At 59.0% G+C, this 23,327-nt stretch carries 19 protein-coding genes and 6 tRNA genes; 9 read left to right on the forward strand and 16 right to left on the reverse strand.

The features are described from left to right. Positions 1–670: 670 nt before the first annotated feature. A tRNA-Ser gene (locus AB5Z09_RS21765) sits at positions 671–758 on the reverse strand. A gap of 197 nt (positions 759–955) precedes the next feature. On the opposite strand from AB5Z09_RS21765, the gene AB5Z09_RS21770 reads away from it, so the two are divergent. Both AB5Z09_RS21770 and AB5Z09_RS21775 read left to right on the forward strand, forming a co-directional pair. Continuing rightward, positions 956–1,705 (forward strand): DsbA family protein, encoded by a 750-nt coding sequence (locus AB5Z09_RS21770; RefSeq protein ID WP_139747020.1) that lies wholly within the window; start codon positions 956–958, stop codon positions 1,703–1,705. Positions 1,706–2,001: 296 nt separating this feature from the next. Then, complete coding sequence (locus tag AB5Z09_RS21775) at positions 2,002–2,904, forward strand: sulfite exporter TauE/SafE family protein (protein ID WP_064338862.1); 903 nt, start codon at positions 2,002–2,004, stop codon at positions 2,902–2,904. On the opposite strand, the gene AB5Z09_RS21780 is transcribed toward AB5Z09_RS21775, so the two are convergent. Together AB5Z09_RS21780 and hemL are read right to left on the reverse strand one after the other, a co-directional pair. Further along, the gene (locus AB5Z09_RS21780) at positions 2,819–3,634 is read right to left on the reverse strand and encodes a hypothetical protein (protein WP_368196252.1); all 816 of its coding nucleotides are present in this window, start codon (positions 3,632–3,634) and stop codon (positions 2,819–2,821) included. The two genes, AB5Z09_RS21775 and AB5Z09_RS21780, sit on opposite strands and share 86 nt — an antisense overlap. A gap of 217 nt (positions 3,635–3,851) precedes the next feature. Continuing rightward, complete coding sequence (hemL, locus tag AB5Z09_RS21785) at positions 3,852–5,138, reverse strand: glutamate-1-semialdehyde 2,1-aminomutase (protein ID WP_108612438.1); 1,287 nt, start codon at positions 5,136–5,138, stop codon at positions 3,852–3,854. A gap of 244 nt (positions 5,139–5,382) precedes the next feature. On the opposite strand from hemL, the gene clcA reads away from it, so the two are divergent. From clcA to erpA, 3 genes are all read left to right on the forward strand, one after another. Beyond that, entirely contained in the window at positions 5,383–6,771 is a 1,389-nt protein-coding gene (gene clcA / locus AB5Z09_RS21790; RefSeq protein ID WP_368196254.1) for a H(+)/Cl(-) exchange transporter ClcA, read from the forward strand. Between the two features lie 91 nt (positions 6,772–6,862). Beyond that, entirely contained in the window at positions 6,863–7,558 is a 696-nt protein-coding gene (locus AB5Z09_RS21795) for a DUF6776 family protein (RefSeq protein ID WP_005343032.1), read from the forward strand. A gap of 87 nt (positions 7,559–7,645) precedes the next feature. Next, the gene (gene erpA / locus AB5Z09_RS21800; RefSeq protein ID WP_005340225.1) at positions 7,646–7,996 is read left to right on the forward strand and encodes an iron-sulfur cluster insertion protein ErpA; all 351 of its coding nucleotides are present in this window, start codon (positions 7,646–7,648) and stop codon (positions 7,994–7,996) included. A 139-nt stretch (positions 7,997–8,135) separates the two neighbouring features. On the opposite strand, the gene nhaC is transcribed toward erpA, so the two are convergent. Next, a complete protein-coding gene (gene nhaC, locus AB5Z09_RS21805) occupies positions 8,136–9,545 on the reverse strand; it encodes a Na+/H+ antiporter NhaC (protein ID WP_005357819.1) in 1,410 nt (469 codons plus the stop codon). 301 nt (positions 9,546–9,846) lie between these two features. Here nhaC and AB5Z09_RS21810 point away from each other — a divergent pair, with 301 nt between their 5' ends. After that, entirely contained in the window at positions 9,847–10,056 is a 210-nt protein-coding gene (locus tag AB5Z09_RS21810; protein WP_005357820.1) for a hypothetical protein, read from the forward strand. Here the strand turns inward: AB5Z09_RS21810 and AB5Z09_RS21815 are convergent. From AB5Z09_RS21815 to rsmC, 9 genes are all read right to left on the reverse strand, one after another. After that, positions 10,051–10,323: a late competence development ComFB family protein gene (locus AB5Z09_RS21815; protein ID WP_005343036.1), complete on the reverse strand. Its 273-nt coding sequence runs from the start codon at positions 10,321–10,323 to the stop codon at positions 10,051–10,053. The two genes, AB5Z09_RS21810 and AB5Z09_RS21815, sit on opposite strands and share 6 nt — an antisense overlap. 109 nt (positions 10,324–10,432) lie before the next feature. Continuing rightward, positions 10,433–10,518: transfer RNA gene (locus AB5Z09_RS21820), tRNA-Leu, on the reverse strand. Between the two features lie 71 nt (positions 10,519–10,589). After that, a tRNA-Leu gene (locus tag AB5Z09_RS21825) sits at positions 10,590–10,675 on the reverse strand. 46 nt (positions 10,676–10,721) lie between these two features. After that, positions 10,722–10,807 (reverse strand) — tRNA-Leu (locus AB5Z09_RS21830). Between the two features lie 44 nt (positions 10,808–10,851). Further along, positions 10,852–10,937, reverse strand: a tRNA-Leu gene (locus AB5Z09_RS21835). A gap of 53 nt (positions 10,938–10,990) precedes the next feature. Then, positions 10,991–11,076 (reverse strand) — tRNA-Leu (locus AB5Z09_RS21840). A gap of 128 nt (positions 11,077–11,204) precedes the next feature. Further along, positions 11,205–12,665 carry a glycogen synthase GlgA gene (glgA, locus tag AB5Z09_RS21845; RefSeq protein ID WP_368196255.1) on the reverse strand — a complete coding sequence of 487 codons (1,461 nt, stop codon included), beginning with the start codon at positions 12,663–12,665 and terminating at the stop codon, positions 11,205–11,207. After that, the gene (gene glgC, locus AB5Z09_RS21850) at positions 12,655–13,872 is read right to left on the reverse strand and encodes a glucose-1-phosphate adenylyltransferase (protein ID WP_368196257.1); all 1,218 of its coding nucleotides are present in this window, start codon (positions 13,870–13,872) and stop codon (positions 12,655–12,657) included. The genes glgA and glgC overlap by 11 nt, the downstream gene beginning before the upstream one ends. Before the next feature lie 151 nt (positions 13,873–14,023). Continuing rightward, positions 14,024–15,052, reverse strand: coding sequence for a 16S rRNA (guanine(1207)-N(2))-methyltransferase RsmC (rsmC, locus tag AB5Z09_RS21855; RefSeq protein WP_368196259.1), 1,029 nt, complete (start codon positions 15,050–15,052; stop codon positions 14,024–14,026). Between the two features lie 280 nt (positions 15,053–15,332). On the opposite strand from rsmC, the gene dapA reads away from it, so the two are divergent. Continuing rightward, the gene (gene dapA, locus AB5Z09_RS21860) at positions 15,333–16,205 is read left to right on the forward strand and encodes a 4-hydroxy-tetrahydrodipicolinate synthase (RefSeq protein WP_201914314.1); all 873 of its coding nucleotides are present in this window, start codon (positions 15,333–15,335) and stop codon (positions 16,203–16,205) included. A gap of 91 nt (positions 16,206–16,296) precedes the next feature. Here dapA and AB5Z09_RS21865 read toward each other — a convergent pair whose 3' ends face one another. Continuing rightward, a complete protein-coding gene (locus AB5Z09_RS21865) occupies positions 16,297–17,265 on the reverse strand; it encodes an inorganic triphosphatase (RefSeq protein ID WP_368196261.1) in 969 nt (322 codons plus the stop codon). 169 nt (positions 17,266–17,434) lie between these two features. Between AB5Z09_RS21865 and AB5Z09_RS21870 the strand changes: the two genes are divergently transcribed. Together AB5Z09_RS21870 and AB5Z09_RS21875 are read left to right on the forward strand one after the other, a co-directional pair. Continuing rightward, a complete protein-coding gene (locus AB5Z09_RS21870) occupies positions 17,435–18,115 on the forward strand; it encodes a TIGR00153 family protein (RefSeq protein WP_005340244.1) in 681 nt (226 codons plus the stop codon). A gap of 25 nt (positions 18,116–18,140) precedes the next feature. After that, a complete protein-coding gene (locus AB5Z09_RS21875; protein ID WP_005343043.1) occupies positions 18,141–19,406 on the forward strand; it encodes an inorganic phosphate transporter in 1,266 nt (421 codons plus the stop codon). A gap of 92 nt (positions 19,407–19,498) precedes the next feature. On the opposite strand, the gene AB5Z09_RS21880 is transcribed toward AB5Z09_RS21875, so the two are convergent. Continuing rightward, complete coding sequence (locus tag AB5Z09_RS21880) at positions 19,499–21,955, reverse strand: bifunctional aspartate kinase/homoserine dehydrogenase II (protein WP_368196263.1); 2,457 nt, start codon at positions 21,953–21,955, stop codon at positions 19,499–19,501. Continuing rightward, complete coding sequence (metB, locus tag AB5Z09_RS21885) at positions 21,955–23,127, reverse strand: cystathionine gamma-synthase (protein ID WP_368196265.1); 1,173 nt, start codon at positions 23,125–23,127, stop codon at positions 21,955–21,957. Before metB ends, AB5Z09_RS21880 begins: the two co-directional genes overlap by 1 nt. Between the last annotated feature and the right edge of the window lie 200 nt (positions 23,128–23,327).

Genomic DNA, 23,327 nt, shown 5'->3' on the forward strand with positions numbered 1-23,327 from the left:
GCCGATGGTAGTGTGGCATTCGCCATGCGAGAGTAGGACACTGCCAGGCACCCAATTTAAGAACCCCGCTCATCGAGCGGGGTTTTTTATTGCCTGCAATTTATTGAATCGTCTGATATTTGACCTAACTTATTCCTTTCTTCTGTTTTTATTGTTACTCGCTGTTGTCTTTCTGTTCAACGAATAGCCTGATGTTACGCTTTTACTCTTTCTTCATGTAAAGCCATTGCTCTGTATGGCAGGGCTGGCATCGCCATAACCCGTGAATCCCATGATCGCCTATACGTCATGATCTCTAGCTTGGGGTCTAGGCTTCCTGAGTTAGCCGTCCCCTCTTTTTAAGCCGCGGCTCCATAGTCCCTGCTTTTCTATGACTGTGTTAACCGGCCCTGACTGTATTCCGAAGAGGGGTTATTGGCGGTACCAACATGTTGGAGCTGCGGTTGCTGCGTGTTGTCGTTGTGGTTTGGGGAATAAGAAAGTGGGTTGGGATGTGCGCAGTAACTCAGATCTTCGAGGTTGATTGGTGATTTTCTGGTGGTTATTGAGCCCGCATACGGGAAGATTAGGAGGATGTTGAAGAAGACTAATGTGTTGAGATCTATGAGAAGTGGCAAATTGCAGGCAAACAAAAAGCCCACGCAACATGGTTGCATGGGCTCGGTATGAATGGCGGAGGAGGTGGGATTTGAACCCACGGATGGTCGCCCATCGCCGGTTTTCAAGACCGGTGCATTCAGCCGCTCTGCCACCCCTCCGCAGCAGTGCGGCGAATATTACCATGCTGATCCGGCTTGTAAATCCCCGTCCGGTTTGATTGCTGGTTAATTGCGCGAAATGACATGAAAAAGTGGCAGTCAGGGCGCATCAAGCGCTTTTTTGGCCAGATAACTTGACTTGAAAACAGACTCAACCACTATAGTGGCCTCTATCATATCCTCTGCAAGATAACGTTATGACTATTAAAAATGCCCTCTTTTGCGCGCTGGCTGGTGTGACCCTGCTGGCGACGCCGGTACATGCAAGCGAGCTGACCAAAAGCGATGTCGAGCAAATCGTTCGCGACTATCTGGTCAAGAATCCCGAGATCCTGGTCGAGATGTCCAATGCCCTGCGTGCCAAGCAGGAGAGCCAGCAGGCCGAGAGTGACAAGGCGCTGATCAAGGCTCACTCCAAGCAGCTTTATGCCAATCAGGATCCCGAGATGGGGAATCCGAAGGCGTCGCTGACCATTGTGGAGTTTTTCGATTACAACTGTGGTTACTGCAAACGGGCCCATCCGCTGGTCAAGCAGCTGATGTCGGAAGATAAAGACATCCGGTACATCTACAAGCAGTTCCCCATTCTGAGCGAGTCCTCCTACTTCGCAGCTCGTGCTGCGCTGGCGGTCCAGCTGGGTCAGCCTGACAAGTACCAGGCGTTCCACGAGAAGCTCTATAGCCATCAGGGCCCGCTCGCTGATGAAGCACAGGTCAAGCAGTTGGCAGTGGCGGCCGGTGTTGACTGGAGCAAGGTGGAAGCGAAGATCAAGGATGGCAACATTGACCAGAACCTCGGTACCAACCGTGCGCTGGCTGAAGCGCTCGGTATCTCTGGTACCCCGGCCTTCATCATCGGTGATCAGATCCTGCGCGGTGCCCCCCGTGATCTGGCCAGCCTGAAGGGGTTTATCAAGGACGTGCGTGCCGGCAAGAGCATTCAATAAGCAGTTGTCATGGTCGAGGGCCCAGCGCCTCGGCCAGATACAGAAAGAGGGTCGGTATCACTACCGGCCCTCTTTTTTATTATGTCCTTTGGCACAGGTGGTCGTCGCGAAAGGACCATAACAACGTGCTCAGGACCCGGCCTGTTGGCCTCAGTAACAAGTATTAGCAGAGCCGTTCGGAGTCTAATGATAAATATTTCGCCTCGCAGAGGTGTGTCGTGAACATTGCTTAATTCCGGTCAAGATTTTTTATGCTGCTTGCCTTAGAATCGCCGCCCGTTGCAGGAGAAACCCCTATGTTAGTTGATATTTTACGGCTGGTTTTTATAGCCGGAGGCCTCGTATTCATCTTTATGCTGGTGCAAGCCTGCTGGCGGAAGAAGCAGAGTGGATCCTTTGAGGCGACCCCCTTCTGGCCGGTGGCGTTGATCGGTGGGGTTGCCAACTTCCTCGATACCCTGGGGGTGGGCAGCTTTGCGGTAAAGACCGCCTGCTACAAGCAGTTCAAGCTGATCGATGACCGGGTGCTGCCGGGTACCCTCAATGGGCAGTGCGTGCTGCCGACCGTGACTCAGTCGCTGATCTTCGTCGGCGCAGTCGCAGTGGAGCCGCTGACGCTGATCAGCATGATGATGGCCGCCGCAGCGGGCGCAGCTTGGGGCGCTCGTCATGTGGCCTCGTTTGATCGGCAGACCATCCGGTTGGTGATGGCTATCTCCTTACTGGTCGTTGCAGGGCTTATCTTTGCCGGTCTGCTGGGGCTTTTCCCTGTAGGCGGCGATGCGATGGGGCTCAGCGGCTACAAGCTGGCGATCGCCCTGCTTGGCAACTTCATCTTCGGGGTATTGATGAATGTCGGTATCGGCTTGTTTGCTCCCTGCATGACGCTGGTTTATCTGCTGGGGATGAATCCGCTGGCGGCGTTTCCGATCATGATGGGCTCCACCGCCGTGCTTAGCGTTTTCTCCGCAGGCACCTTTATCCGTAAAGGGGCATTCGATGCCAAGGCGGTGCTGGCGGTAGCCATCTTTGGCCCCATCGGTGTGGTGCTGGCCGCCATGCTGGTCAAATCCATGGATATGGAGATGCTGAAGTGGTTGGTTGCCTTTATCGTCATCTATACCTCCTGGACCATGTACGCCTCCTGGCGGGCGGCGCGTCGCTCCCCTGTGCAGCTGACGGTGGAGAGCGCAGGCTAGCCTGTACCAGTGCCGCTTCGGCCTTGGCTCCCAGAAAAACATAGAGGCCAAGCGCCAGCAGCAAACCCACCGCACACCCCATCACTCCGACCGCTGGCCAGAGCAGCTCGCTCTGGCCGAGCGAGCCTTTGAACAGCAGCAATAGCCCCTCGATGGAGACCGCGATCAGAATGGCGGCGATAAAGCGGGTGATGGTGCGGCGAATGGCGCTGTGGCGGAAGATATCCTTATGCAGCAGTACCTCCTCTTCCAGAATGGTCTTGCCCAGATCGAACACCGCCAGTGCCAGCGTCAGGAAGATGATGGCGCTAAAGGCGCCGAGCTGGTTCTGCTGCTCGCCGCACAATAGCTGGTAGAGCTGCTCCAGCCCGTGCCAGATCAGGGTGGCGACGATGAGAAACAGCGCCATGCTGAGCACCACATAGACCGCCTTGAACCAGGGCATAGCGCGGCGGCGCTCCCTGTCCCCCATCAACCAGCCAATCAGCTGATTCAGACAGACGGTGATCTCCCGTCCTTGCCCCTGCACGATAAGGTGCAACCGGTTATGGGCGACCGGTGCCGCAGGCTGGATGCACATCGGCCCCTGATAGTGGTCAATGCTGACGACAAAGGGATACCCCTTGAGCGAGACAAGGGGGGCGCTGAGCAGCCCCTGCAGTAGCGGGGTCAGCTCCTCCTGATACTCCTGATAGCGCCGCAGCACATCGATGGGGCTCATCTCTGCCATATGGACCTCGGTGACGTGGGCTCTTGTGGTGAATGTGCAAATTGTGGGCCTGCTTTATGACAGGGATGGCAGGGCAAGTTGCACCAGAGGATGACAAATCGGTGGATGACGAGGGGGTAATGCACCAGAAATGGGCGTATTGCCGCCCTGTGTGGTGATGGAGTCTCTGTAATAGAAAAGGGCCCATGACGGGCCCTTTGCGACAACCCGCGGCGATTTAGCCAGCCAGCTTGGCGAAGCTGCGCTCGGCGGCAGCCAGGGTATGTTCGATCTCCTTGTCGCCGTGAGCCAATGACAGGAAGCCCGCCTCGTAGGCGCTCGGCGCCAGATAGACGCCCTCTTCCAGCATTAGATGGTAGAAGCGCTTGAAGCGTTCCATATCGCAGCGAGTGACCTGCTCGTAGCGGGTGATTTCGTTCTCTTCGGTGAAGAAGAAGCCGAACATGCCGCCCACATAGTTGATGGCGAGCGGGATATCGTGTTTGGCGGCGGCCGCTTTCAGCCCTTCTGCAACCCGCGCAGTCTTGGCGCTCAGCTGCTCATAGAGACCCGGCTCCAGCAGCAGATCCAGCATGGTCAGACCGGCCGCCATGGCCACCGGGTTGCCGGAGAGAGTCCCCGCCTGATAGACAGGGCCGGTCGGGGCAATGTGCTGCATCACCTTCTTCTTGCCGCCGAAGGCGCCCACAGGCATGCCGGCACCGATGATCTTGCCGAGGGTGGTGAGATCCGGGTCGATGTTGTAGTGACCCTGAGCACCGCGCAGGGAGACGCGGAAGCCGGTCATCACCTCGTCCAGGATCAGCAGGGCGCCGAACTCGTCACAGATGGCGCGCAGACCTTCCAGGAAGCCCGGCACCGGCGGGATGCAGTTCATGTTGCCTGCGACCGGCTCGACGATGATACAGGCGATCTCGCTGCCGTACTGGGTGAAGGCTTCACGCACTGAATCCAGATCGTTGAAGACGCAGGTCAAGGTGTGTTTGGCGAAATCGGCCGGGACGCCCGGGCTGTTGGGCTGACCCAGGGTCAGGGCGCCGGAACCGGCCTTGACCAGCAGGGAGTCGGCGTGGCCGTGGTAGCAACCCTCGAATTTGACGATCTTGTCGCGGCCGGTGTAGCCACGGGCCAGACGGATGGCGCTCATGGTGGCTTCGGTGCCGGAGTTGACCATCCGCACCTGCTCCATGGAGGGGACGATCTGGCGGACTTTCTCGGCCATCAGCACTTCGATCTCGGTCGGCGCACCGTAGCTCAGCCCCTTCTCAACGGCCTTGATGACGGCGGCCTTGATGGCCGGGTGGTTGTGACCCAGCAGCATGGGGCCCCAGGAGCCGATGTAATCCACGTAGGCCTGACCATCCACATCATAGAGATAGGCGCCATCGGCGTGATCGATGAAGCGGGGCGTGCCGCCGACCCCATTGAAGGCGCGGACCGGTGAGTTGACGCCACCCGGAATGGTCTGGCGGGCCTGTTCAAACAGCTGATCTGATTTTGACATGGATCATCCTTAATGGGATTTTGGTCGTCACACAAGGGATTGCAGCCGATTGAGACTCGGCATGCCGGAGCATCAGGAGTATGCTTTGCGCTCTCGCCACCCGGACTCTCGGTCTGCTCCCGTGACAAAAATTTAACGGGCCGACTATAGCAGAAAGCCCCAGCCCTGGGCAGCCGAGCAACGCGCCGGGTGATCCTGATCTCAGCTAGCTGACGATATGGTTTTTCCAAGTTGGTGTAACAAGATGGCGCAACAAGCTCTCTCCTCTGAAGCCGATACCTCTTCGCGGGGGCCGCTTTCCCGCATTATCCGGCAAGACAAGATGCCCTTGCTGGTGCTGCTGCTGGCGGCGCTGGTCGGCACCCTGGCCGGACTGGTGTGCGGCCTGTTCGAATCGGGTGTCCACTGGCTGGCAGAACAACGAATCGATTTGCTGGCAGACCGTCCCTGGTGGCAGCTCGGTCTGCTTGGCTTTGGCTTCAGCACCTTGCTGGGATTTGTCGGTTACTTCCTCACTCATACCTTTGCCCCGGAAGCGGGCGGCTCCGGCATTCCCGAGATCGAGGGGGCGATGGACGATCTGCGCCCGGTGCGGTGGTGGCGGGTATTGCCGGTCAAGTTCTTCGGCGGCATCTGTACCCTGAGCTCCGGCATGGTGCTGGGACGGGAGGGGCCTTCGGTACAGATCGGCGGCAACCTCGGCAAGATGGTGGCGGATATCTTCCGGTTGCCCAAGGAGCATGGCCATGCCCTGTTGGCCGCCGGTGCGGCGGGCGGTCTGGCTGCTGCCTTCAATGCGCCGCTGGCGGGCATTCTGTTTGTGATGGAGGAGATGCGGCCGCAGTTTCGCTACTCCTTCCTGGCTATCAAGGCGGTGGGGATCTCCGCCATCATGGCGACCTTGATGTTGCAGAACATGAAAGGGCAGGGGGCGGTGATCACTCTGCCGCACTACGATGCACCAGCCCTCAAGGCGCTCTGGCTGTTCCTTTTTATGGGAGCCACCTTCGGGGTGCTCGGTTTTGTCTTCAACAAGTTGGTGCTGGCCTGTCAGGATGGCTATCTGGCGTTGCACCAGAACAAGCGCCACCGTTTTGTGGCCATCGGCATGCTGGTCGCCGGAACGTTTGGCGTGCTGTCGCTTTTTGCTCCCGCGGTGACGGGGGGCGGCACAGAGCTTATTCCCCATCTGATGGGGGATGAGTATGCGATGGCGACCCTGTTCCTCATCTTTTCGGTGCGGCTGGTCGCGACCCTCATCTGCTTCTGCTCCGGTGCCCCGGGCGGGGTGTTTGCGCCGACCCTGGCGTTGGGCACCTTGTTTGGCGTGGTGTTTGGCCATCTGTTTCATTCGGCGTTTCCCGAGCTTGGCATCGAGCCCGGCGCCTTTGCCATCGCCGGAATGGGGGCGCTGTTTGCTGCCACCGTGCGTGCCCCCATCACCGGTATCGTGCTGGTCACCGAGATGACCGACAACTATCAGCTGATTTTGCCGATGATGATCACCACGGTCGGGGCGACTCTGGTTGCCCAGTGGCTGGGTGGCCGGCCCATCTATTCCCAGATCCTGGAGCGAACTTTACGGCTCGCCGCGCGTCAAAAGCGGGGTGATGGCAGCGCCACGGCCAGTTAATTTTTCCCTTTATCGCCTTTGGCCCCGGTCAGGGCGGTATAGTGAAGGGAGAGGCGCTGCCGTAAATGGCGTGATAACGGGATGAGGGGCTATGTCCAATCTATTGAAGTTATTGGTCGTGTTAGCCGTTGGCGGGCTCATCGGTTACTTTGTCGGGAACCGTCAGGAGCTGGCCCAGAGCAGTCTGTTGGTGGTACAGCAGGAGACGCTGGATCGTCAGGGCAAGGCCATCGGCCAGCTCAAGACCGAGTTGGGGGTGAAAGATACCCAGCTGGCGACCCAGAAAGCGGCCTTCGAGCAGTTGCAGACCACCTTGAAGAGTCAGGAGGCGCAGGTGCAGGAGCTCAAGCGCCAGCTGGCCTTTTTCGAGCGGATCATGCGCCCCACTGGCGAACAGGTGGGGGTGGTGATCGACAACCTGACCCTGCAGGAGACCAGCATTCCCGGTCGCTACCACTACCGTCTTGCCCTGACCCAGCCCGCCAAAAAGCGGGAGTTGTTCCGTGGTCAGGTGCAGATCCGGGTCGAGGGGAGTCTGGCTGACAAGCCGAAGACGCTAACCGGCCGCGATCTCGGGATGAAGGTGAGCGAGTGGCGCTATGCCCTGCGTTATTTCCAGCTGCTGGAAGGGAATTGGCAGTTGCCGGAAGGCTTTGTGCCGGATCGAATCCGTGTCACCATCAACAAGGATGGCAGGCAACCGGCGCAAGAGCTGCTGGTTGAGTGGGGCGAGGTGATCAAGCCGCTGGTCGCCGCACCGCCTGCCCCGGTTCCCGCGGCCGGTTAAACGTGGTGAATACTTGAACTGAATGGTCGGGTATTGGATAATTTCGCGGTTTCCATGTTTGTGGATCTAATGGTTGTGAGGTCAGTAATGAGTGCAGTAGCAGAAGCCCCGCTGCCCATCCAGATGACGGATGCGGCGGCCAACAAGGTGAAGAACCTGATCACCGAGGAAGAGAATCCCGAGCTGAAGCTGCGGGTATACATCACGGGTGGGGGCTGCTCCGGTTTCCAGTATGGCTTTACCTTTGATGAGAAGATCAACGACGGGGACACCGTAGTCGAGAAGAATGGCGTCACCATGGTGATCGATCCCATGAGCCTGCAATATCTGGTAGGCGGCAGTGTGGATTACACCGAGGGTCTGGAAGGTTCACGCTTTACCGTGACCAACCCCAATGCCACCACGACCTGTGGCTGTGGCTCCAGCTTCTCCATCTGATCGGCGTTATCGGTCTGATGAAACGGCTCTCGGCAACGAGGGCTGTTTTTGTTTGTGGTGCTCAGTGCGCTCCATCAAACAGCATTTCTCTGAAACAACAAAGGCGCCTCGATGGCGCCTTTGTTGTTTGCAGAATGGCTTAGCGGGAGCTTGCCGCCGCGACCAGCGGGATCCGGTTCACTGCCTTGCCCATGTAGGCGAGGGTGATGGTCACAATGATGCAGGTGAAGCTCAGCCACATGTAGGGCAGGTAGTCGAGGGTTGCCACCCCCAGAACCCCGGCCATAAAGATGCCGTTGTCGCTCCAGGGCACCATGCCGCAGGTGAGGGTGCCGCCAAACTCGGCGTTGCGAGAGAGGTTCTTGCGCGCCAGTCCCAGCCGGTCGTAGTTCTTGGCCATGATCTTGGGTGTCAGGATCAGCGACACATACATGGCTGAGCCGAACACGTTGGCCAGAAACGCGGTGCCGATGGTGTGGCTGGTCAGGCTGCCGACGCTATTGATGCGCTTCTCGAAGGCGCTGGCGATCACTTCCAGAATACCGACCTTCTCCAGCAGGCCGCCAAACCCGAGACCGAAGATGATGACCGCGACCGAGCCCAGCATGGACTCCATGCCGCCGCGACCGAGAATGTTGTCGATAAAGTCGATGCCGGAGGTGATGGCAAACGGACTATAAGCCGAGTGCATCGCCTTGACCGGATCCATGCCCTGGAAGGCGATGGCCCAGATCAGGCCCAGCAGGGCGCCGAAGCTGATCACCGGGAAGGCGGGCTTGCGATTGGCCAACAGGCCCAGTACCAGCACCACCGGCACTATAGCCAGCGGGGTGATGTTGAACTGGTTGTCGAGAGCCTCCATCACCAGATTGACCTGCTCCAGGCTGACGTTGCCCGAATACTGCATGCCCACTACGGTGAACAGCACGGCGGTGATGACATAGGAGAGCAGGCTGATGGGCAGCATCCCCTTGATATGCTCCACCACGTCGACGTTGGACATGGTCGAAGCCAGCACTACTGAGTCGGAGAGCGGAGAGAGCTTGTCACCAAAATAGACGCCGGAGAGCACGGCACCGGCTACCAGCGGCGCAGGTACGCCGAGGCTGTGGCCGATCCCCATCATGGCGATGCCGGCCGTGGCAGCAGAGCCCCAGGAGGTGCCGGTGGCCAGCGAGGTCAGGGAGCAGATGATCAAGGTTGCCAGCAGGAAGATGGACGGATGGATCACCTTGAGGCCGAAATAGATGATGCTGGGAACAATGCCGCCGGCAATCCAGGTGCCGACCAGGGCACCGACGGAGACCAGGATCAGGATAGCCCCCATTCCCTTGGCAACGCCGTCAACGGCTGCCTGTTCCAGGGATTTGTAATCGTGGCCGAGTTTGATGCCAAGCCCCATGATGACGAACCAGGCGATGAACAACGCCAACTGGATCGGCAGATCGAGCACGCTGGTGAACGAGAATGCCAGGGCCAGGAAAATGGCCAGACAGGCAAACACCTGTGCCATGCCCGGTAGTCGGATGTGGTTTTGTTGGTTTTGCATAGATACTTCCTAAACTCTTGCTCGCCAAGGTCACTCCCTCTCGTCCTGTGGATACATCGATCCCGAGGAGGCAACCCAAAAAGAGGCCGCAATCTACCACAAACCTGACGGGTTAAAGCCCCATCAAATTGGCAAAAATGCACATTTGATTGAAAAAATCACAAATTAGTTGATCTCATAACCCGTTTTTGAGCGGCCTGTTGACACAAAGGGTTACATACGAAGCTTGCCTGTGACGCCACTTGCATCCCCAGTAGATGAAGATGATAATTATTATCAATTGTTGATTGGGGAGAAAACAATGCGCTGGATATTGCGGGGAATGATGTTGCTGGTGGCGGTGGCCGTACTCGCATGGGGTCAGGATAAAGAGTACGGCACCTGGAGTGCCGGTTTTCTGCTGGCTGCCTGGGTGATGCTGGAGCCCGGATTGCGGCCCGCCTTGATCTTGCTGCCAGTGGCCGGGTTGACCGGTATCGTTACCCTGCTCTGGCAGCAGCCCTGGTTATGAGCTTTTGACGGGAGCCTGCTTGATCTTCTGCTGTGCCACCTTGAGCGATTCGACCACCAGCTTCTCCATTTCGGTGCGCTTGGCGTCGGTCAGGAAGTAGATCATGTCGACATTGTGGCGAATATAGTGGGCCGGAAGCTGGTTGAGGGTGAGGCAGCAGAGGTCGGCCATCTGATCGCTGTTGAGCTTTTGCTGCAGCCCCTGTTTCTCAATCTCCTTGAGCACCAGATGTTCGTAAAAGTTGTGAATGTCGGTATCCAGTATCATATGCGTTCCTTGGCATGACGATGAGCGGTGAGTCGTCAAAAGCATAGCCATAACAAGGAGTAAAAACAAAAGGCCCGTCACTTTCGTGATGGGCCTTTTGCGTAAGGAATGGTGCGAAGAGAGGGACTCGAACCCTCACATCCGTGGGACACTAACACCTGAAGCTAGCGCGTCTACCAATTCCGCCACCTTCGCACACTGATTTTCTCCAGCTGGTTTTTAAATGCGGTTGGAGCGCATTGCTCTGTTTTTACATGTCAGAAGCATGGTGCGAAGAGAGGGACTCGAACCCTCACACCCGGGGGGCACTAACACCTGAAGCTAGCGCGTCTACCAATTCCGCCACCTTCGCACATTCGGGTTTCCAGTCTGGATTTACATGCTGTCTGGATAAAGCATGGTGCGAAGAGAGGGACTCGAACCCTCACATCCGTGGGACACTAACACCTGAAGCTAGCGCGTCTACCAATTCCGCCACCTTCGCACATTGTGATACCAGTTTTGATTTACATGCTGTCTGGAGAAGCATGGTGCGAAGAGAGGGACTCGAACCCTCACACCCGGGGGGCACTAACACCTGAAGCTAGCGCGTCTACCAATTCCGCCACCTTCGCACATTCGGGTTTTCTAGTTGGATTTACATGCTGCTGAATCAGCATGGCAGTATTGGTGCGAAGAGAGGGACTCGAACCCTCACATCCGTGGGACACTAACACCTGAAGCTAGCGCGTCTACCAATTCCGCCACCTTCGCATCACTGCGGAGGGGGATTCTATAGAGTTTTGGGGGAGCGTCAACAGCCAAAGGGGACTTTTTTCGCTGTTGACGCTCAAAGTGAAGCCAAGGGTACAAAACTTCAGCAATTAGCTGACGTTTGGCATTCAGTAACGGCCCAATGCGCTCTGATACATCCGTTCATACTGGGTGACCGAGTCAGGCCAGTTGAAGCGGGTGCTCATGGCATTGCGCTGCACCTTGGCAAAACGCTCTTTGTCCTGCAGGAAATAGAGCAGGCTGCGGCGCATGGTATCGAGCAGGATGGCGGCAGTCGGATCGTTGAAGCAGAAGCCGGTGGCATGCTCGGGATCGGCATCCCAATCCACCACGGTATCTTTCAGACCACCCACGGCCCGCACCAGTGGCAGGGTGCCATAGGCGAGGCTGTACATCTGGTTGAGGCCGCAAGGCTCGAACAGAGAGGGCATCAGGAAGAAGTCGGCACCGGCTTCGACCAGATGAGCCAGCCGATCGTCATAGGTGTTGATGAAGGCGAGCTTGCCCGGATAATCCCGGGCCATGGTTTGCAGTTGCGTGGCGAGCGCAGGATCGCCAGAGCCGACGATCACCACTTGTACCTGATGGTGGAGGAATTTCTCCAACGCAGGGAGCAGCAGGGGAACGCCCTTCTGCTCGGTCAGGCGGCAAACCATGCCGTAGATGGGCAAGTCCGCCACGGCCAGCCCCGCTTCCTGCTGCAGGCTCTCTTTGCAGAGCTGTTTGCCAGCCATGTTGTCGATGCTGTAGGTCGCAGGTAGGAATTTGTCGAACTCCGGATCCCAGTCTTTGTAGTCGCAGCCGTTGAGGATGCCGCAGAGATCGGCCGCCCGCTGCTGGAAGATATGTGCCATGCCGTGGGCGCCGAGGTGAGTCAGCAGCTCCTGGGCATAGTTGGGGCTGACCGCATTGATCTTGTCGGCGTAGAGCACCCCGCATTTGAGCAGATTGACGTGGCCGTAGTCGTAGTTGATGCGGCGTTCGTAGTCGGCGATCTCGGGCATGGCCCAGAACTGCTCGCGGCCAAACACCCCCTGAAACGCCGCATTGTGAATGCTGATCACGCTGCGGGTCTGCTGGAAGAAGGGGTTGTGAGCGTGGCGGGTTTTCAGCAGCAGCGGCAGCAGGCCGGTGTGCCAGTCATTGCAGTGGGCGATATCCGGAGCAAAGCCGAGCTGCTCGCAGGCATGGAGGGCCGCGGCCGAGAAGAAGGCAAAGCGCTCGCCATTATCCGGATAGGCCTGATTGTTCTCGGCGTAGAGCTGGGGACGATCGAAATATTGCGGGCAGTCGAGCAGATAGACGCAGACGCCATCCAGCTCCATCTGGTAGATGCGATAACCGATATCCGGCAGCCCGGGGTGGGTTGGCAACCAGCGTGATGCCACCAGTCTGGCCTCATCCCGTCGCTTTATCGTCTTGTAGAAGGGCAGCATGATCCTGACATCATGTCCCTTCTGGGCCAGGTACATCGGCAGGGCTCTGGCGACATCGGCCAGGCCCCCAGTCTTGACCAGCCCCTCAACTTCCGAGGCAACAAACAGGATTTTCAGTGGGTTAATAGCCAACTCTTGCTCCCTTAGGTACCACCACGATACCGCCTTCGGATACGGTAAATCGCTCTCTATCGTGGTCCAGATTTTCACCGATAACGGTGCCTGGCGCAATTTCAACGTTTTTATCAATGATCGCGCGCCGGATGGAGCAGCCTTCTCCAATCTTCACATCCCCCAGCAACACGGATTCACTGATATGGCTGCACGCGCCGATATTGCAGCGGAAACCAAGGATGGATCGCTGGATCTGGCTGCCCTGAATGAAGCAACCGGCGGAGATCAGCGAGTTGGCGATCTTCACCTTGCACTCGTCGCTGTCGATGAAGGTGGCCGGCGGCAGCGCTGGATAGTGGGTGTGCAGCGGCCACTTGCGGTTATAGAGGGAGAAGGGGGGATTGTCGGCCACCAGGTCCATGTGCGCTTGCCAATAAGAGTCTAGGGTGCCCACATCCCGCCAGTAGACGTGCGGTTTCTCGCCGGGGATGACGTTGGTGCTGTAGTCATAGACATAGACGGGGGCGCGCGGGTAGAGGCTCGGGATCACATCCTTGCCAAAGTCGTGGCTGGAGTTCTCTTCGGCGGCATCCCGCTTCAACTCGCGGCAGAGGGCATCGGTCTCGAAGATGTAGTTGCCCATGGAGACCAGCGCCTGGGTCGGATCGCCGGGAATGTGCTTGGGCTGCTTCGGCTTTTCCTGAAAGCCGATCATCCGCCCTTCGGTATTCACCTCGATCACCCCGAAGGCGCTCGCCTCTTCGATGGGCATGCGAAGTGCCGCGACCGTCATGGCGGCGTTCTTCTGCTTGTGGAAGGTGACCATCTGGCTCACATCCATCTTGTAGATGTGGTCGGAGCCGAAGATGCAGACGTGATCCGGTTCGGCTCGCTCGATAAAACCGAGGTTCTGGTAGATGGCATCGGCGGTGCCGTCATACCAGCGTTTGCCCATCCGCATCTGGGCCGGGATGGGATCGATAAAGCGGTCGGTGATGCCGACGATATTCCAGCCCTTCTTCATGTGCAGGTAGAGGGACTGGGATTTGAATTGGGTCAGTACATAGATGCGCAGAAAGTCGGCGTTGACGAAGTTGTTGAGGACAAAGTCGATTAGCCGGTAGCTGCCACCGAAGGGGACGGAAGGCTTGCTGCGGGTGGTGGTCAGAGGCTGCAGGCGAGTACCTTCGCCACCAGCCAGGATCATGGTCAAAATGCCTGCCATCGTATTTCTCTCCCTGAATTAACAACATGAAAAGGTTTTCAATGTTCGGTATAAAAACACCCCTAAAGGGGTGGTTTTTATCGTGTGCTTAATACCTTATCAGATGCCGGATGGCGCTCTCTAGCTGTTTTATTGTGCGGCTTACACTTATTTACATTTTGCTCAGATAGACCTTGAATTTGGCATCACTGCTGATCACTTCAGTCCGTTTGAAGTGTGTCTCCAGTATAGGCTGGTAGCGCAAGAAGGCGTTGGCAACAATGGTCAGCGAACCATTTGGCAGCAAAAATTCAGGTGCCTTGGCCAGGAACTGCTCGGTCGCCGCATAGAAGGTTTTGAGACCCGCATGGAATGGTGGGTTGGAGACGATGTGCTGGAAACGGGTGGAGACATCCGAATAGACATCGGAAGCGGTGACCTTGCCCTGCAGACCGTTGATCGCCAGGGTGCGGCGGCTCGATTCGAGCGCCAGCGCGCTGATATCCACCATGTTGACCTGCAGATCCGGATTGCGCTTGGCCAGCACAGACCCAATCACTCCGGCGCCACAACCGAAATCGAGCAGCTCGCCCTTCATCGGCGGCACGGCGGCCAGCAGCATCTGGGTGCCCAGATCCAGCTCGGCGGCGCTGAAGACGCCGGGCAGCGCCAGCACGGTCAGCTCGGTATCACCGGCCTTGCACTGATAGCGGCCAAACCAGCTATCCAGATCGAACGGGGCGACCGGTTTGCTCAGCTCACCGTGATAGAGCGAGCAGCGGCGGGCCGAATCGCGCTTGATCGGCTTTTCGCCATAGGGGGCCAGCAGCTTGTCGGCGCCATTGATGCCGCCGCGGTTTTCACCGGCGAGGAACAGATCGGCACCCGCTTCCAGCAAGGGGGTCATCATGGCCAGCAGGTATTGTGCCTCGGCCTTGGCTTTGGGCATCAGCAGCAACAGGGCATCGAAGCGGGGGGCGCCGCCGAGCTGGTGGTCGAACAGGATAGCCTCGCCGAGGGCGGCCTGCTGGCTGCGGTAGTAGCAGTAATCGGTGGTAAAGACGGTCAGGGTCTGGGCCAGGCTCACCAGCTGGCGGGGGTAGTCATCCTCCAGCGCGCCACAGACAAGTAGCCGCTTGCCGACAAAGAGGGCTTGGTTTCGTTCCAGCATCTGGCTGACGGCACTGATTGGGCTGCTCATCGGGTCTCTCCACGCAATTTTGGGCGGCCATTATACATAGCCCCTTTCGCCTTGACATTTATGCCGTGTTCCCGAAATATGCCCAGACACCATTTTTTGACCAGAGATGACGAAATGCGGTTCAACGGGTTGAAACGAAAGCACAAAAAAAGCCTGAAATTCGGGCCTGCCGACGTTCGCGCGTAACCTCTCATCCCTGAGAAGCTTCAAACCCCGGTTGCGCACATCGTACCGGGGTTTTTTATTGCCATATGCGCGTCATTTAGGAGAAGGAGATCCCATGTTTCAAGGTTCAATCGTTGCGTTGATCACCCCGTTTCGACAGGGAAAGCTGGATGAAGAGGCGCTGTTGCGTCTGGTGGAGTGGCATATCGAACAGGGCACTCACGGCATTGTGCCGGTGGGTACCACGGGGGAAAGTCCGACCCTGACCCACGACGAGCACTGCCGGGTGGTGGAGCTGGTGGTCAAACAGGTCGCTGGCCGTATTCCGGTGATTGCCGGAGCGGGCTCCAACAATCCGGTCGAAGCCATCGAGTACACCCTCCATGCCGAGCGGGTGGGGGCTGATGCCACTCTGCATGTGGCCGGTTACTACAACCGCCCCAATCAGGAGGGGCTCTACCACCACTTCAAGGCGGTCCACGACGCCACCGCCAAGCCGATCATTGTCTACAACATCCCGCCGCGCGCCATTGTCGATGTGCAGCCCGCCACTCTGGCCCGTCTGGCCGAGTTGCCGCGCATTGCCGGGGTGAAAGATGCCACCGGCGACTTGGCGCGCCCCTGGACCGAGCGCCAGCTGATCAAAAAGCCTTTCGCCTGGCTCTCCGGTGAGGATGCCACTGCGGTTGCTTACAACATCGGCGGTGGTCAGGGCTGTATCTCGGTGACCGCCAACGTGGCGCCCAAGCTGGTGGCCGAGGTTCAAAGTTTGGCGCTGGCTGGCAAGTGGCAAGAAGCGCGTGAGCTGCAAGACCAGCTGATTCCGCTCCATCAGGCGATGTTTGCCGAGCCGAGCCCGGCCGGTGCCAAATATGCCGCTTCCCTGCTCGGTTTCTGCAGCGAGGAGTGCCGACTGCCGGTGATGCCGCTGTCGGAGGCGACTCGCGAGCGCATTCGCAGCGCCATGCAGCAGCTCAACCTGCTGTAATGCAAAACGGGTGAGCCAAGGCTCACCCGTTTTGTTTTCGGCTTTTGTTTCCGGTCTTTATTTCCGACCTTTAGTACCGGTATGGCCACGCTCAGGCTGCGTGATGCAGCCGTGCGGCGATGGCCAGCTGCAACTCGACATACGCCGGATAGAGGAAGAGATCGGCCAGCTCGGCAGGCCACTCGTTTTGCTCGCCCGATTGGGCTTGCAGATGTGCGTGCAGGTTGGTCAATGCTGGCAGCCAAGGTGCGGGTTGTGGCAGCGTGGCCGCAGTGCGGGCGACCAGATCGATCCCTTGGCACAGGGCCGCGAGTGCCTGCTGTTGAATGCCTTCATCCTGCGGATGCTCCAGCCAGAGCTGCTCGTGATGCTGCCAGTGACGCAGCCCCTCGCTTACCCCCGTTATGCCATCCATACCTTCATGCTCGACCAGCGCCTGCAGGGACAGCGGTTTGCCAAGACCAGCCAGTCGATAGCCGCGCTGGGCCTTGGATTGGGCGCCGAGGCGCAGCCCGCCGATCCTAGCAAGGCGCCGGGCCAGTGCAAATAGCGCCGCGGTCGCGCCGGATTTGAGCTCCAGTTCCAGCTCGTTGATGGTGGTGCTGCCTTGACTGCCGACGATCTCTCCCTGATCCCAGGCCAGCTCAATCTCGGCCCCCTCGAAGGCGATCAGCCAATGGCGGCGCAGGAAGTCGGTACGAAACTGAGCGACCAGCTGTTGCTGAATGTGGTCGCGCTCGGTCAGAGTCGGCCAAATCTCATCGGGAAAGGCCGAGAGGGTCGGCAGATCGTCGCTGACGGGGGTGTTGTACTCGGGTCTGGCGTGCAGGCCGCCCACCACCTGGCCGCGGCATTTGATGGTCTGCTCGGCGAAGGCATCGCAGCGGCGAATACGTAGCCCCATATCCAGACGACGCAGGTCGAGGGTCGGCGTGTCGAAATAGACGTTGCCGAGCTGCTGTTGTGACGATTCTTTAATCTCAAGAGAATTCAGCAGGTTGGATAACTCGGCTTGAATGTCGCGGGCGACAAAAAACTTTATCTCGATCTCAGTTTGCATAGTCATTCCGGGCTGGCAGGCAACTTTGGGGGGCAGGATTCGGGTCGCGGGGATATAATGCCCGCGAGACGACTAGATTAATTCGCGGTTTAATTGAGGGCGCAGTTCGGTTACCATGCGCGCCTCATAAAATCGTATCGAGTGTTTTTTCACCGACACAGGTTTGGCCATGCCAGTAAATACTATTTTGGGGCTTTTTGCCAAGTCCCCCATCAAGCCGCTGCAGAAGCATATCGTCAAGGTTCACCAGTGCTCCCAGCAGTTGGTTCCTTTCTTTGACGCCGTTGCCGAAGACCGTTGGGAAGATGCCGAGAAGATCCGGCAGCAGATCGCCCAACTGGAAAAAGAGGCAGATACCCTCAAGCGTGAAATCCGTCTGAAACTGCCTCGCGGCCTGTTCCTGCCGGTTGCACGTACCGACCTGCTGGAGCTGTTGACCCAGCAAGACAAGATTGCCAACCGTGCCAAGGATATCTCCGGCCGCATGCTTGGTCGTCGCATGGAGTTCCCCGCCGAAATGCGGACGGATTTCATGGCTTACCTCAAACGTTGTATTGATGCGACCGCTCAGGCCGAGAAAGCGATCGGGGAGCTCGACGAGCTGCTCGAGACCGGCTTCAAAGGACGGGAAGTGGAAATGGTTGCCGAGATGATCCACCAGCTGGATCTGATCGAGGACGATACAGACACCATGCAGATCGGACTGCGCCAACAGCTGCAAGCGGTTGAGCACAACTACAATCCGATTGATGTGATGTTCCTTTACAAGATCCTCGAATGGGTAGGTGACCTGGCAGATCAGGCCGAGCGTGTAGGCGCCCGTCTGGAACTGATGCTGGCTCGTTCGTAATCGACTGACTGGGTAAACACTATTAATGGACATTATCGCGAATTACGGCACCACTCTGGTGCTCGTGGCGGCCTTGTTCGGCTTTTTGATGGCTTGGGGCATTGGCGCGAATGACGTAGCCAACGCCATGGGAACATCGGTCGGCACCAAATCCCTGACCATCCGTCAGGCGATCATCATTGCCATGATCTTCGAATTTGCCGGCGCCTATCTGGCCGGTGGCGAAGTGACGGCCACCATCCGTAACGGCATCATCGACAGCAATGCGTTTGTCGATAGCCCGGACCTGCTGGTGCTCGGCATGATCGCCTCCCTGCTGGCGGCAGGCGCCTGGTTGATCCTCGCCTCCTACTTCGGCTGGCCTGTCTCGACCACTCACTCCATCATCGGCGCCATCGTCGGTTTTGCGGTGGTGAGCATTGGCCCGGAAGCGGTGCAGTGGAGCAAGTTTGGCGGCATCGTCGGCTCTTGGGTCATCACCCCGGCCATCTCAGGTGTCATCGCCTACTTCATGTTCATCAGCGTGCAGAAGCTTATCTTCAACACCGATGATCCCCTGAACAACGCCAAGCGCTATGTGCCGTTCTACATGTTCCTGACTGCGCTGGTGATCTGTCTGGTGACCATCAAGAAGGGGCTGACCCACGTCGGTCTGCACCTGAGCGATGGCGAGGGCATTCTGCTTTCCATCGCCATCTCCATCGCAGTGGCGTTTGCCGGCTGGATCTACATTCGCGGCCAGAAGTACAACCCGCAGGATGACAGCAAGATGCACTTCGCCAACGTGGAGAAGGTGTTCGGCATCCTGATGGTGATCACCGCCTGTGCCATGGCCTTTGCCCACGGCTCCAACGATGTGGCCAACGCCATTGGCCCGCTCTCTGCGGTGGCCTCTATCGTGGCTTCCGGTGGCGAGATTTCCAGTCAGGCTGCCATTGCCTGGTGGATCCTGCCCCTCGGCGGTATCGGTATCGTGATCGGTCTGGCGACCATGGGCGAGAAGGTGATGGCGACGGTCGGTACCGGCATCACTCACCTGACCCCGAGCCGTGGTTTTGCTGCCCAGCTGGCGACTGCCGCGACCGTGGTGATTGCCTCCGGTACCGGTCTGCCCATCTCCACCACCCAGACCTTGGTCGGTGCTGTGATGGGTGTCGGTCTGGCGCGCGGCATTGCGGCGCTGAATCTGGGGGTACTGCGCAACATCGTGGTCTCCTGGATCATCACCCTGCCTGCCGGTGCCATCCTGGCTATCGCCATTTTCTACGTGCTGCAGGCCTGCTTCTCCTAATCGAAGCGGCATTCAGCAAAAAGCCCGAGTCATCGACTCGGGCTTTTTTTATTGTGCGCGGGAGAGAGGTGCTGCTCCCTTTGCAATCTGCCTTAGAGGCTGGCGCAGATCTGCCACAGATCGTACTGGATAGCGGCGGCGGTCACTTCCCGACCCGCTCCCGGCCCCTGGATCACCAGCGGGTTGGTGCGGTAGCTGTCGCTCTCGATGGCGAAGATGTTGTCGCACGGCAAGAGGTTGGCAAACGGGTGGTGCGGCTCCAGCGCCTCCAGTCCGACCCGCGCCTTGCCGTCATGCTCGAAGCGGGCGACGTAGCGCAGTACCTTGCCGAGGCGCTTGGCCCCTTCGAAGGCGGTCTGGATCGGGCCATCCAGCTCTTTCAGTCTGTCCATAAACTGATCGGTGGTCACCTTGCGCAGCGTAACGGGCACCAGATTCTCCAGCTCGATATCGGCGGAGTCGAGCTCAAAGCCTGCCTCCCGCGCCAGAATAAGCAGCTTGCGCCGCACATCCTGACCGGAGAGATCCTCGCGGGGATCCGGTTCGGTCAGGCCGTGCTGCCACGCCTCGTCCACCAGTTCGGAGAAGGGGCGGGTGCCGTCATACTGCTGGAACAGCCAGGAGAGGGTGCCGGAGAAGATGCCGGAGACCCCCTGAATGCGGTCGCCGCTCTGACGCAGCATCTGGATGCTGGACTGGATTGGCAGCCCTGCGCCCACGGTGGCGTTGTAGCGCCACTGCACCTGATGGTCACGGCAGGTCTGCTTGATGCGCTGGTAGAACTCGCTGTCGGCGGCACCGGCAAACTTGTTGGCGGCGATGATATGAATGCCGAGCTGGGCAAAATCCGGATAGTAGCGGCTCACCGTTTCGCTGGCGGTCATGTCCAGCGCAACCAGCGCATCGAAGCCGTGCTGCTCAAGCTGGGAGAGCAACTCCGGCCAGATCAGCGGCTTGGGATAGAAGTTGTCCTGTACCTTGAGGGGGTTGAGCCCCTCTTCATCGAGCAGACCCCCCTCCGAGCTGAACACCCCGTAGAGGGTGAGCGCCAGATTGAGTTCATGTTCCAGCCGTGCCTTTTCGCGGGCATAGAGGCTCAGCCAGTGGCCGCCGATATTGCCCTTGCCGAACACCACCAGTCCGACCCGGGTCGGGCGGCTGAAGAGGGCGCTGTGCAGGGCGATGAGCAGCGGCTCCAGCACTACCTGACGCAGCACGGCCACCAGACTCAGGCCATCTCGGGCCACCTGTACGAACTCCAGTGGTTGATCTGCCAGCAGCTGATAGAAGCGGTGACACTGCTCCGCGTTGTCGGTGACCCCTGCCCCTACCAGCGCCACCAGACTGAACCCCTCCTTCTGAATGAGGCCGGTGAAGCTCCCTTGCAGCTGGAAGTCGCGCAGCAGCTCGAAGGCGCCTTGTGCCACCTCGAGGGTGTAGGCGAGGCGCAGGATCCGGCGATCCGGCTGGCGCTGCAGGGTGAGCGGGTTGAGGCGGTGACGGGCCAGATGGGCCTCGATGGTGGCCACCGTCTGCTCATAGTTGGTCTGCGGCAGCACCTTCAGCTCGATGAGGGCGATCTGATCCACCGAGGAGACGATGCGGGCGCCGCCGGAGCGGGGGGCGCGGCGCAGGATATGGGTGCAGCCCTCATCCGGGTTGTAGCTGCAGCGCAAAGTGAGGCGCTGGCGGCTGTCGGCCACTGGTTGCAGGGTGCGCGAGTGCAATACTGAAGAGCCAAGACGGGCCAGCTCGTTGGCTTCCGCGAGGCTCAAGCGCTCCAGTAGGCGTGCTTCTTTCACCCGACGCGGGTCGGCGCTGTAGACACCGGCCACGTCGCTCCAGATGGTGGTGGATTCGCCGTCCGCCAGCAGCGCCAACAGGCTGGCGCTGTAGTCGGATCCGTTGCGACCGAGCAGCAGGGAGCGCCCCTCCATGTCGGCGGCGATAAAGCCGGTCACCACGATGCGACCGGCATGTTCGGCCAGCCGCGCCTTGAGCAGCTCGCTGGAGAGGGCGGTATCCACCTTGACCAGAGCGCCATCCTCGGCGCGCAGGAAACTGCGGGCATCGAGCCAGATAGCCTTGTCGCCTCGGCTGGTGAGCAGGGCCGCCAGCAGGCGCGCCGACCACACCTCGCCAAAAGCGAGCAGGCCGTTGCGGGCGAAGCGATCAAACTGTCCCTCCAACGTTTTGGCTATCAGTTGCATGTCGTCGGCCAGCTGCTTGCTCAGATCAAGCTGTAGCTCGCCCTCCAGCAGGCCATCGATCAGGCTCTGCTGATAGGCCTGCAGGGCAGAGATGGCTTCACCGGCGGCTTCGTCCCCCGCTTCGGCTAGCTCCACCAGCTGGATCAGCCGGTTGGTGGTCTTGCCGGCGGCGGAGACCACGATCAGTTCATCCCCGCCCACCTGTTGTTCAACGATACTGGCGACCCGGCGATAACAGACCGGATCCGCCAGACTGCTGCCACCAAATTTGTGGACGTGACGTCGCTTCAATCCTGCTTCTGCTGCCACCGCGATCTCTCCTTGTTGCTGCTGTTCCATTACTTCGCTACCTGTTCTGCCTGCTGCGCCTGTTCAAAAGCCTGAGCCAGATCGGCCACCAGGTCTTCACCGTGTTCAATACCGACCGACAACCGCAGCAGTTGGGCGCTGATGCCTGCTGCCTGCTGCGCCGCCGGGGTCATGGCCCTGTGGGTCATGCTGGCCGGATGGGCCACCAGACTCTCCACCCCGCCGAGGGACTCGGCCACCGAGAAGAGGGTGAGGGCCGCGAGGAAGGCGCGAATGCCTGTCTCGCTGCAATCGAGTTCAAAACTTAGCATGGCGCCGAAGCCGGACTGTTGACGGCGCGCAATATCGTGACCCGGATGGCTAGGCAGGCTGGGGTGATAGATGCGTTTCACCAGCGGCTGCTGTTGCAGGAAGGTGAGGATGCGGTCGGTGTTCTCCTGATGGGTGCGCAATCTGGGTGCCAGAGTGCGCAGGCCGCGCAGGGTGAGGTAGGAGTCGAACGCCCCGGAGGTGAGCCCCAGACAGTTGGCCCACCACACCAGCGACTCGGCCAGTGCTGCCTCCTTGGCTATCGCCACTCCGCCCACCACGTCTGAGTGACCGTTGATGTACTTGGTGGTGGAGTGCACCACCACATCGGCACCGAGGGCCAACGGTTGTTGCAGCAGAGGGGAGAGGAAGGTGTTGTCCACCACCACATGCGCACCCACCTCGTGGGCGGCGCTGGCAATGGCGCTGATATCCACCACCCGCAGCAGCGGGTTGGAGGGGGTCTCGACCCATACCAGCGCAGGTTTTTGCGCCAGAGCGGCGGCCAGTGCGGCCTCGTCCCCCTGATCGACAAATTGCACCCGGTAGTGGCCCTTGGCCGCCAGATACTCGAACAGGCGCCAGGTGCCGCCGTAGCAGTCGTGGGGGGCGATCAGCAGATCTCCCGCCTTGAGCAGTGCTGTGGTGACCAGATGGACGGCCCCCATGCCGGTGCCGGTGACCACGGCGCCTACGCCCCCTTCCAGCGCCGCCAGCGCATCCGCCAGATTGGTACGGGTCGGGTTGCCGGAGCGGGCATAATCGTATTGACGGGGCTCGCCAAAGTCGGCAAAGGTGTAGTTGCTGGAGAGGTAGATGGGGGGCACCACGGCACCGTGTTGCTGGTCTGTCTCAATCCCGGTGCGAACCGCCAGGGTGGCCTTGTGGGTCATATCACTCTCCTTGATGTCTCTTTACACGCCGGCATCTTGCTGCCACGCGCCATCCCGCCATTGCGGGCTCATGGTCAACCACACTACGCCAGCTTAAAAAAGCCGTCAACACTTCCAGACGTCTAAATGGCTTTGCTGTTGGATTGCCATTAATTTCCTTAAGGGTTAAAATCCGCGCTCACGGCTAAATGAGAACAGGT

Source organism: Aeromonas sp. R2-2 (assembly GCF_040908355.1).
GTDB classification, from domain to species: Bacteria; Pseudomonadota; Gammaproteobacteria; order Enterobacterales; family Aeromonadaceae; genus Aeromonas; species Aeromonas veronii.

Excerpts from the sequence above, each read along its gene's own strand:
- rsmC (WP_368196259.1), bottom strand. The coding sequence starts at position 15,052 with ATGAGCAGCCCAATCAGTGCCGTCAGCCAGATGCTGGAACGAAACCAA.
- AB5Z09_RS21780 (WP_368196252.1), bottom strand. The coding sequence starts at position 3,634 with ATGGCAGAGATGAGCCCCATCGATGTGCTGCGGCGCTATCAGGAGTAT.
- AB5Z09_RS21775 (WP_064338862.1), top strand. The coding sequence starts at position 2,002 with ATGTTAGTTGATATTTTACGGCTGGTTTTTATAGCCGGAGGCCTCGTA.
- nhaC (WP_005357819.1), bottom strand. The coding sequence starts at position 9,545 with ATGCAAAACCAACAAAACCACATCCGACTACCGGGCATGGCACAGGTG.
- clcA (WP_368196254.1), top strand. The coding sequence starts at position 5,383 with ATGGCGCAACAAGCTCTCTCCTCTGAAGCCGATACCTCTTCGCGGGGG.
- glgC (WP_368196257.1), bottom strand. The coding sequence starts at position 13,872 with ATGGCAGGCATTTTGACCATGATCCTGGCTGGTGGCGAAGGTACTCGC.
- dapA (WP_201914314.1), top strand. The coding sequence starts at position 15,333 with ATGTTTCAAGGTTCAATCGTTGCGTTGATCACCCCGTTTCGACAGGGA.
- AB5Z09_RS21815 (WP_005343036.1), bottom strand. The coding sequence starts at position 10,323 with ATGATACTGGATACCGACATTCACAACTTTTACGAACATCTGGTGCTC.
- erpA (WP_005340225.1), top strand. The coding sequence starts at position 7,646 with ATGAGTGCAGTAGCAGAAGCCCCGCTGCCCATCCAGATGACGGATGCG.
- AB5Z09_RS21795 (WP_005343032.1), top strand. The coding sequence starts at position 6,863 with ATGTCCAATCTATTGAAGTTATTGGTCGTGTTAGCCGTTGGCGGGCTC.
- AB5Z09_RS21880 (WP_368196263.1), bottom strand. The coding sequence starts at position 21,955 with ATGGAACAGCAGCAACAAGGAGAGATCGCGGTGGCAGCAGAAGCAGGA.
- AB5Z09_RS21875 (WP_005343043.1), top strand. The coding sequence starts at position 18,141 with ATGGACATTATCGCGAATTACGGCACCACTCTGGTGCTCGTGGCGGCC.
- metB (WP_368196265.1), bottom strand. The coding sequence starts at position 23,127 with ATGACCCACAAGGCCACCCTGGCGGTTCGCACCGGGATTGAGACAGAC.
- AB5Z09_RS21865 (WP_368196261.1), bottom strand. The coding sequence starts at position 17,265 with ATGCAAACTGAGATCGAGATAAAGTTTTTTGTCGCCCGCGACATTCAA.
- AB5Z09_RS21770 (WP_139747020.1), top strand. The coding sequence starts at position 956 with ATGACTATTAAAAATGCCCTCTTTTGCGCGCTGGCTGGTGTGACCCTG.
- AB5Z09_RS21870 (WP_005340244.1), top strand. The coding sequence starts at position 17,435 with ATGCCAGTAAATACTATTTTGGGGCTTTTTGCCAAGTCCCCCATCAAG.
- hemL (WP_108612438.1), bottom strand. The coding sequence starts at position 5,138 with ATGTCAAAATCAGATCAGCTGTTTGAACAGGCCCGCCAGACCATTCCG.
- AB5Z09_RS21810 (WP_005357820.1), top strand. The coding sequence starts at position 9,847 with ATGCGCTGGATATTGCGGGGAATGATGTTGCTGGTGGCGGTGGCCGTA.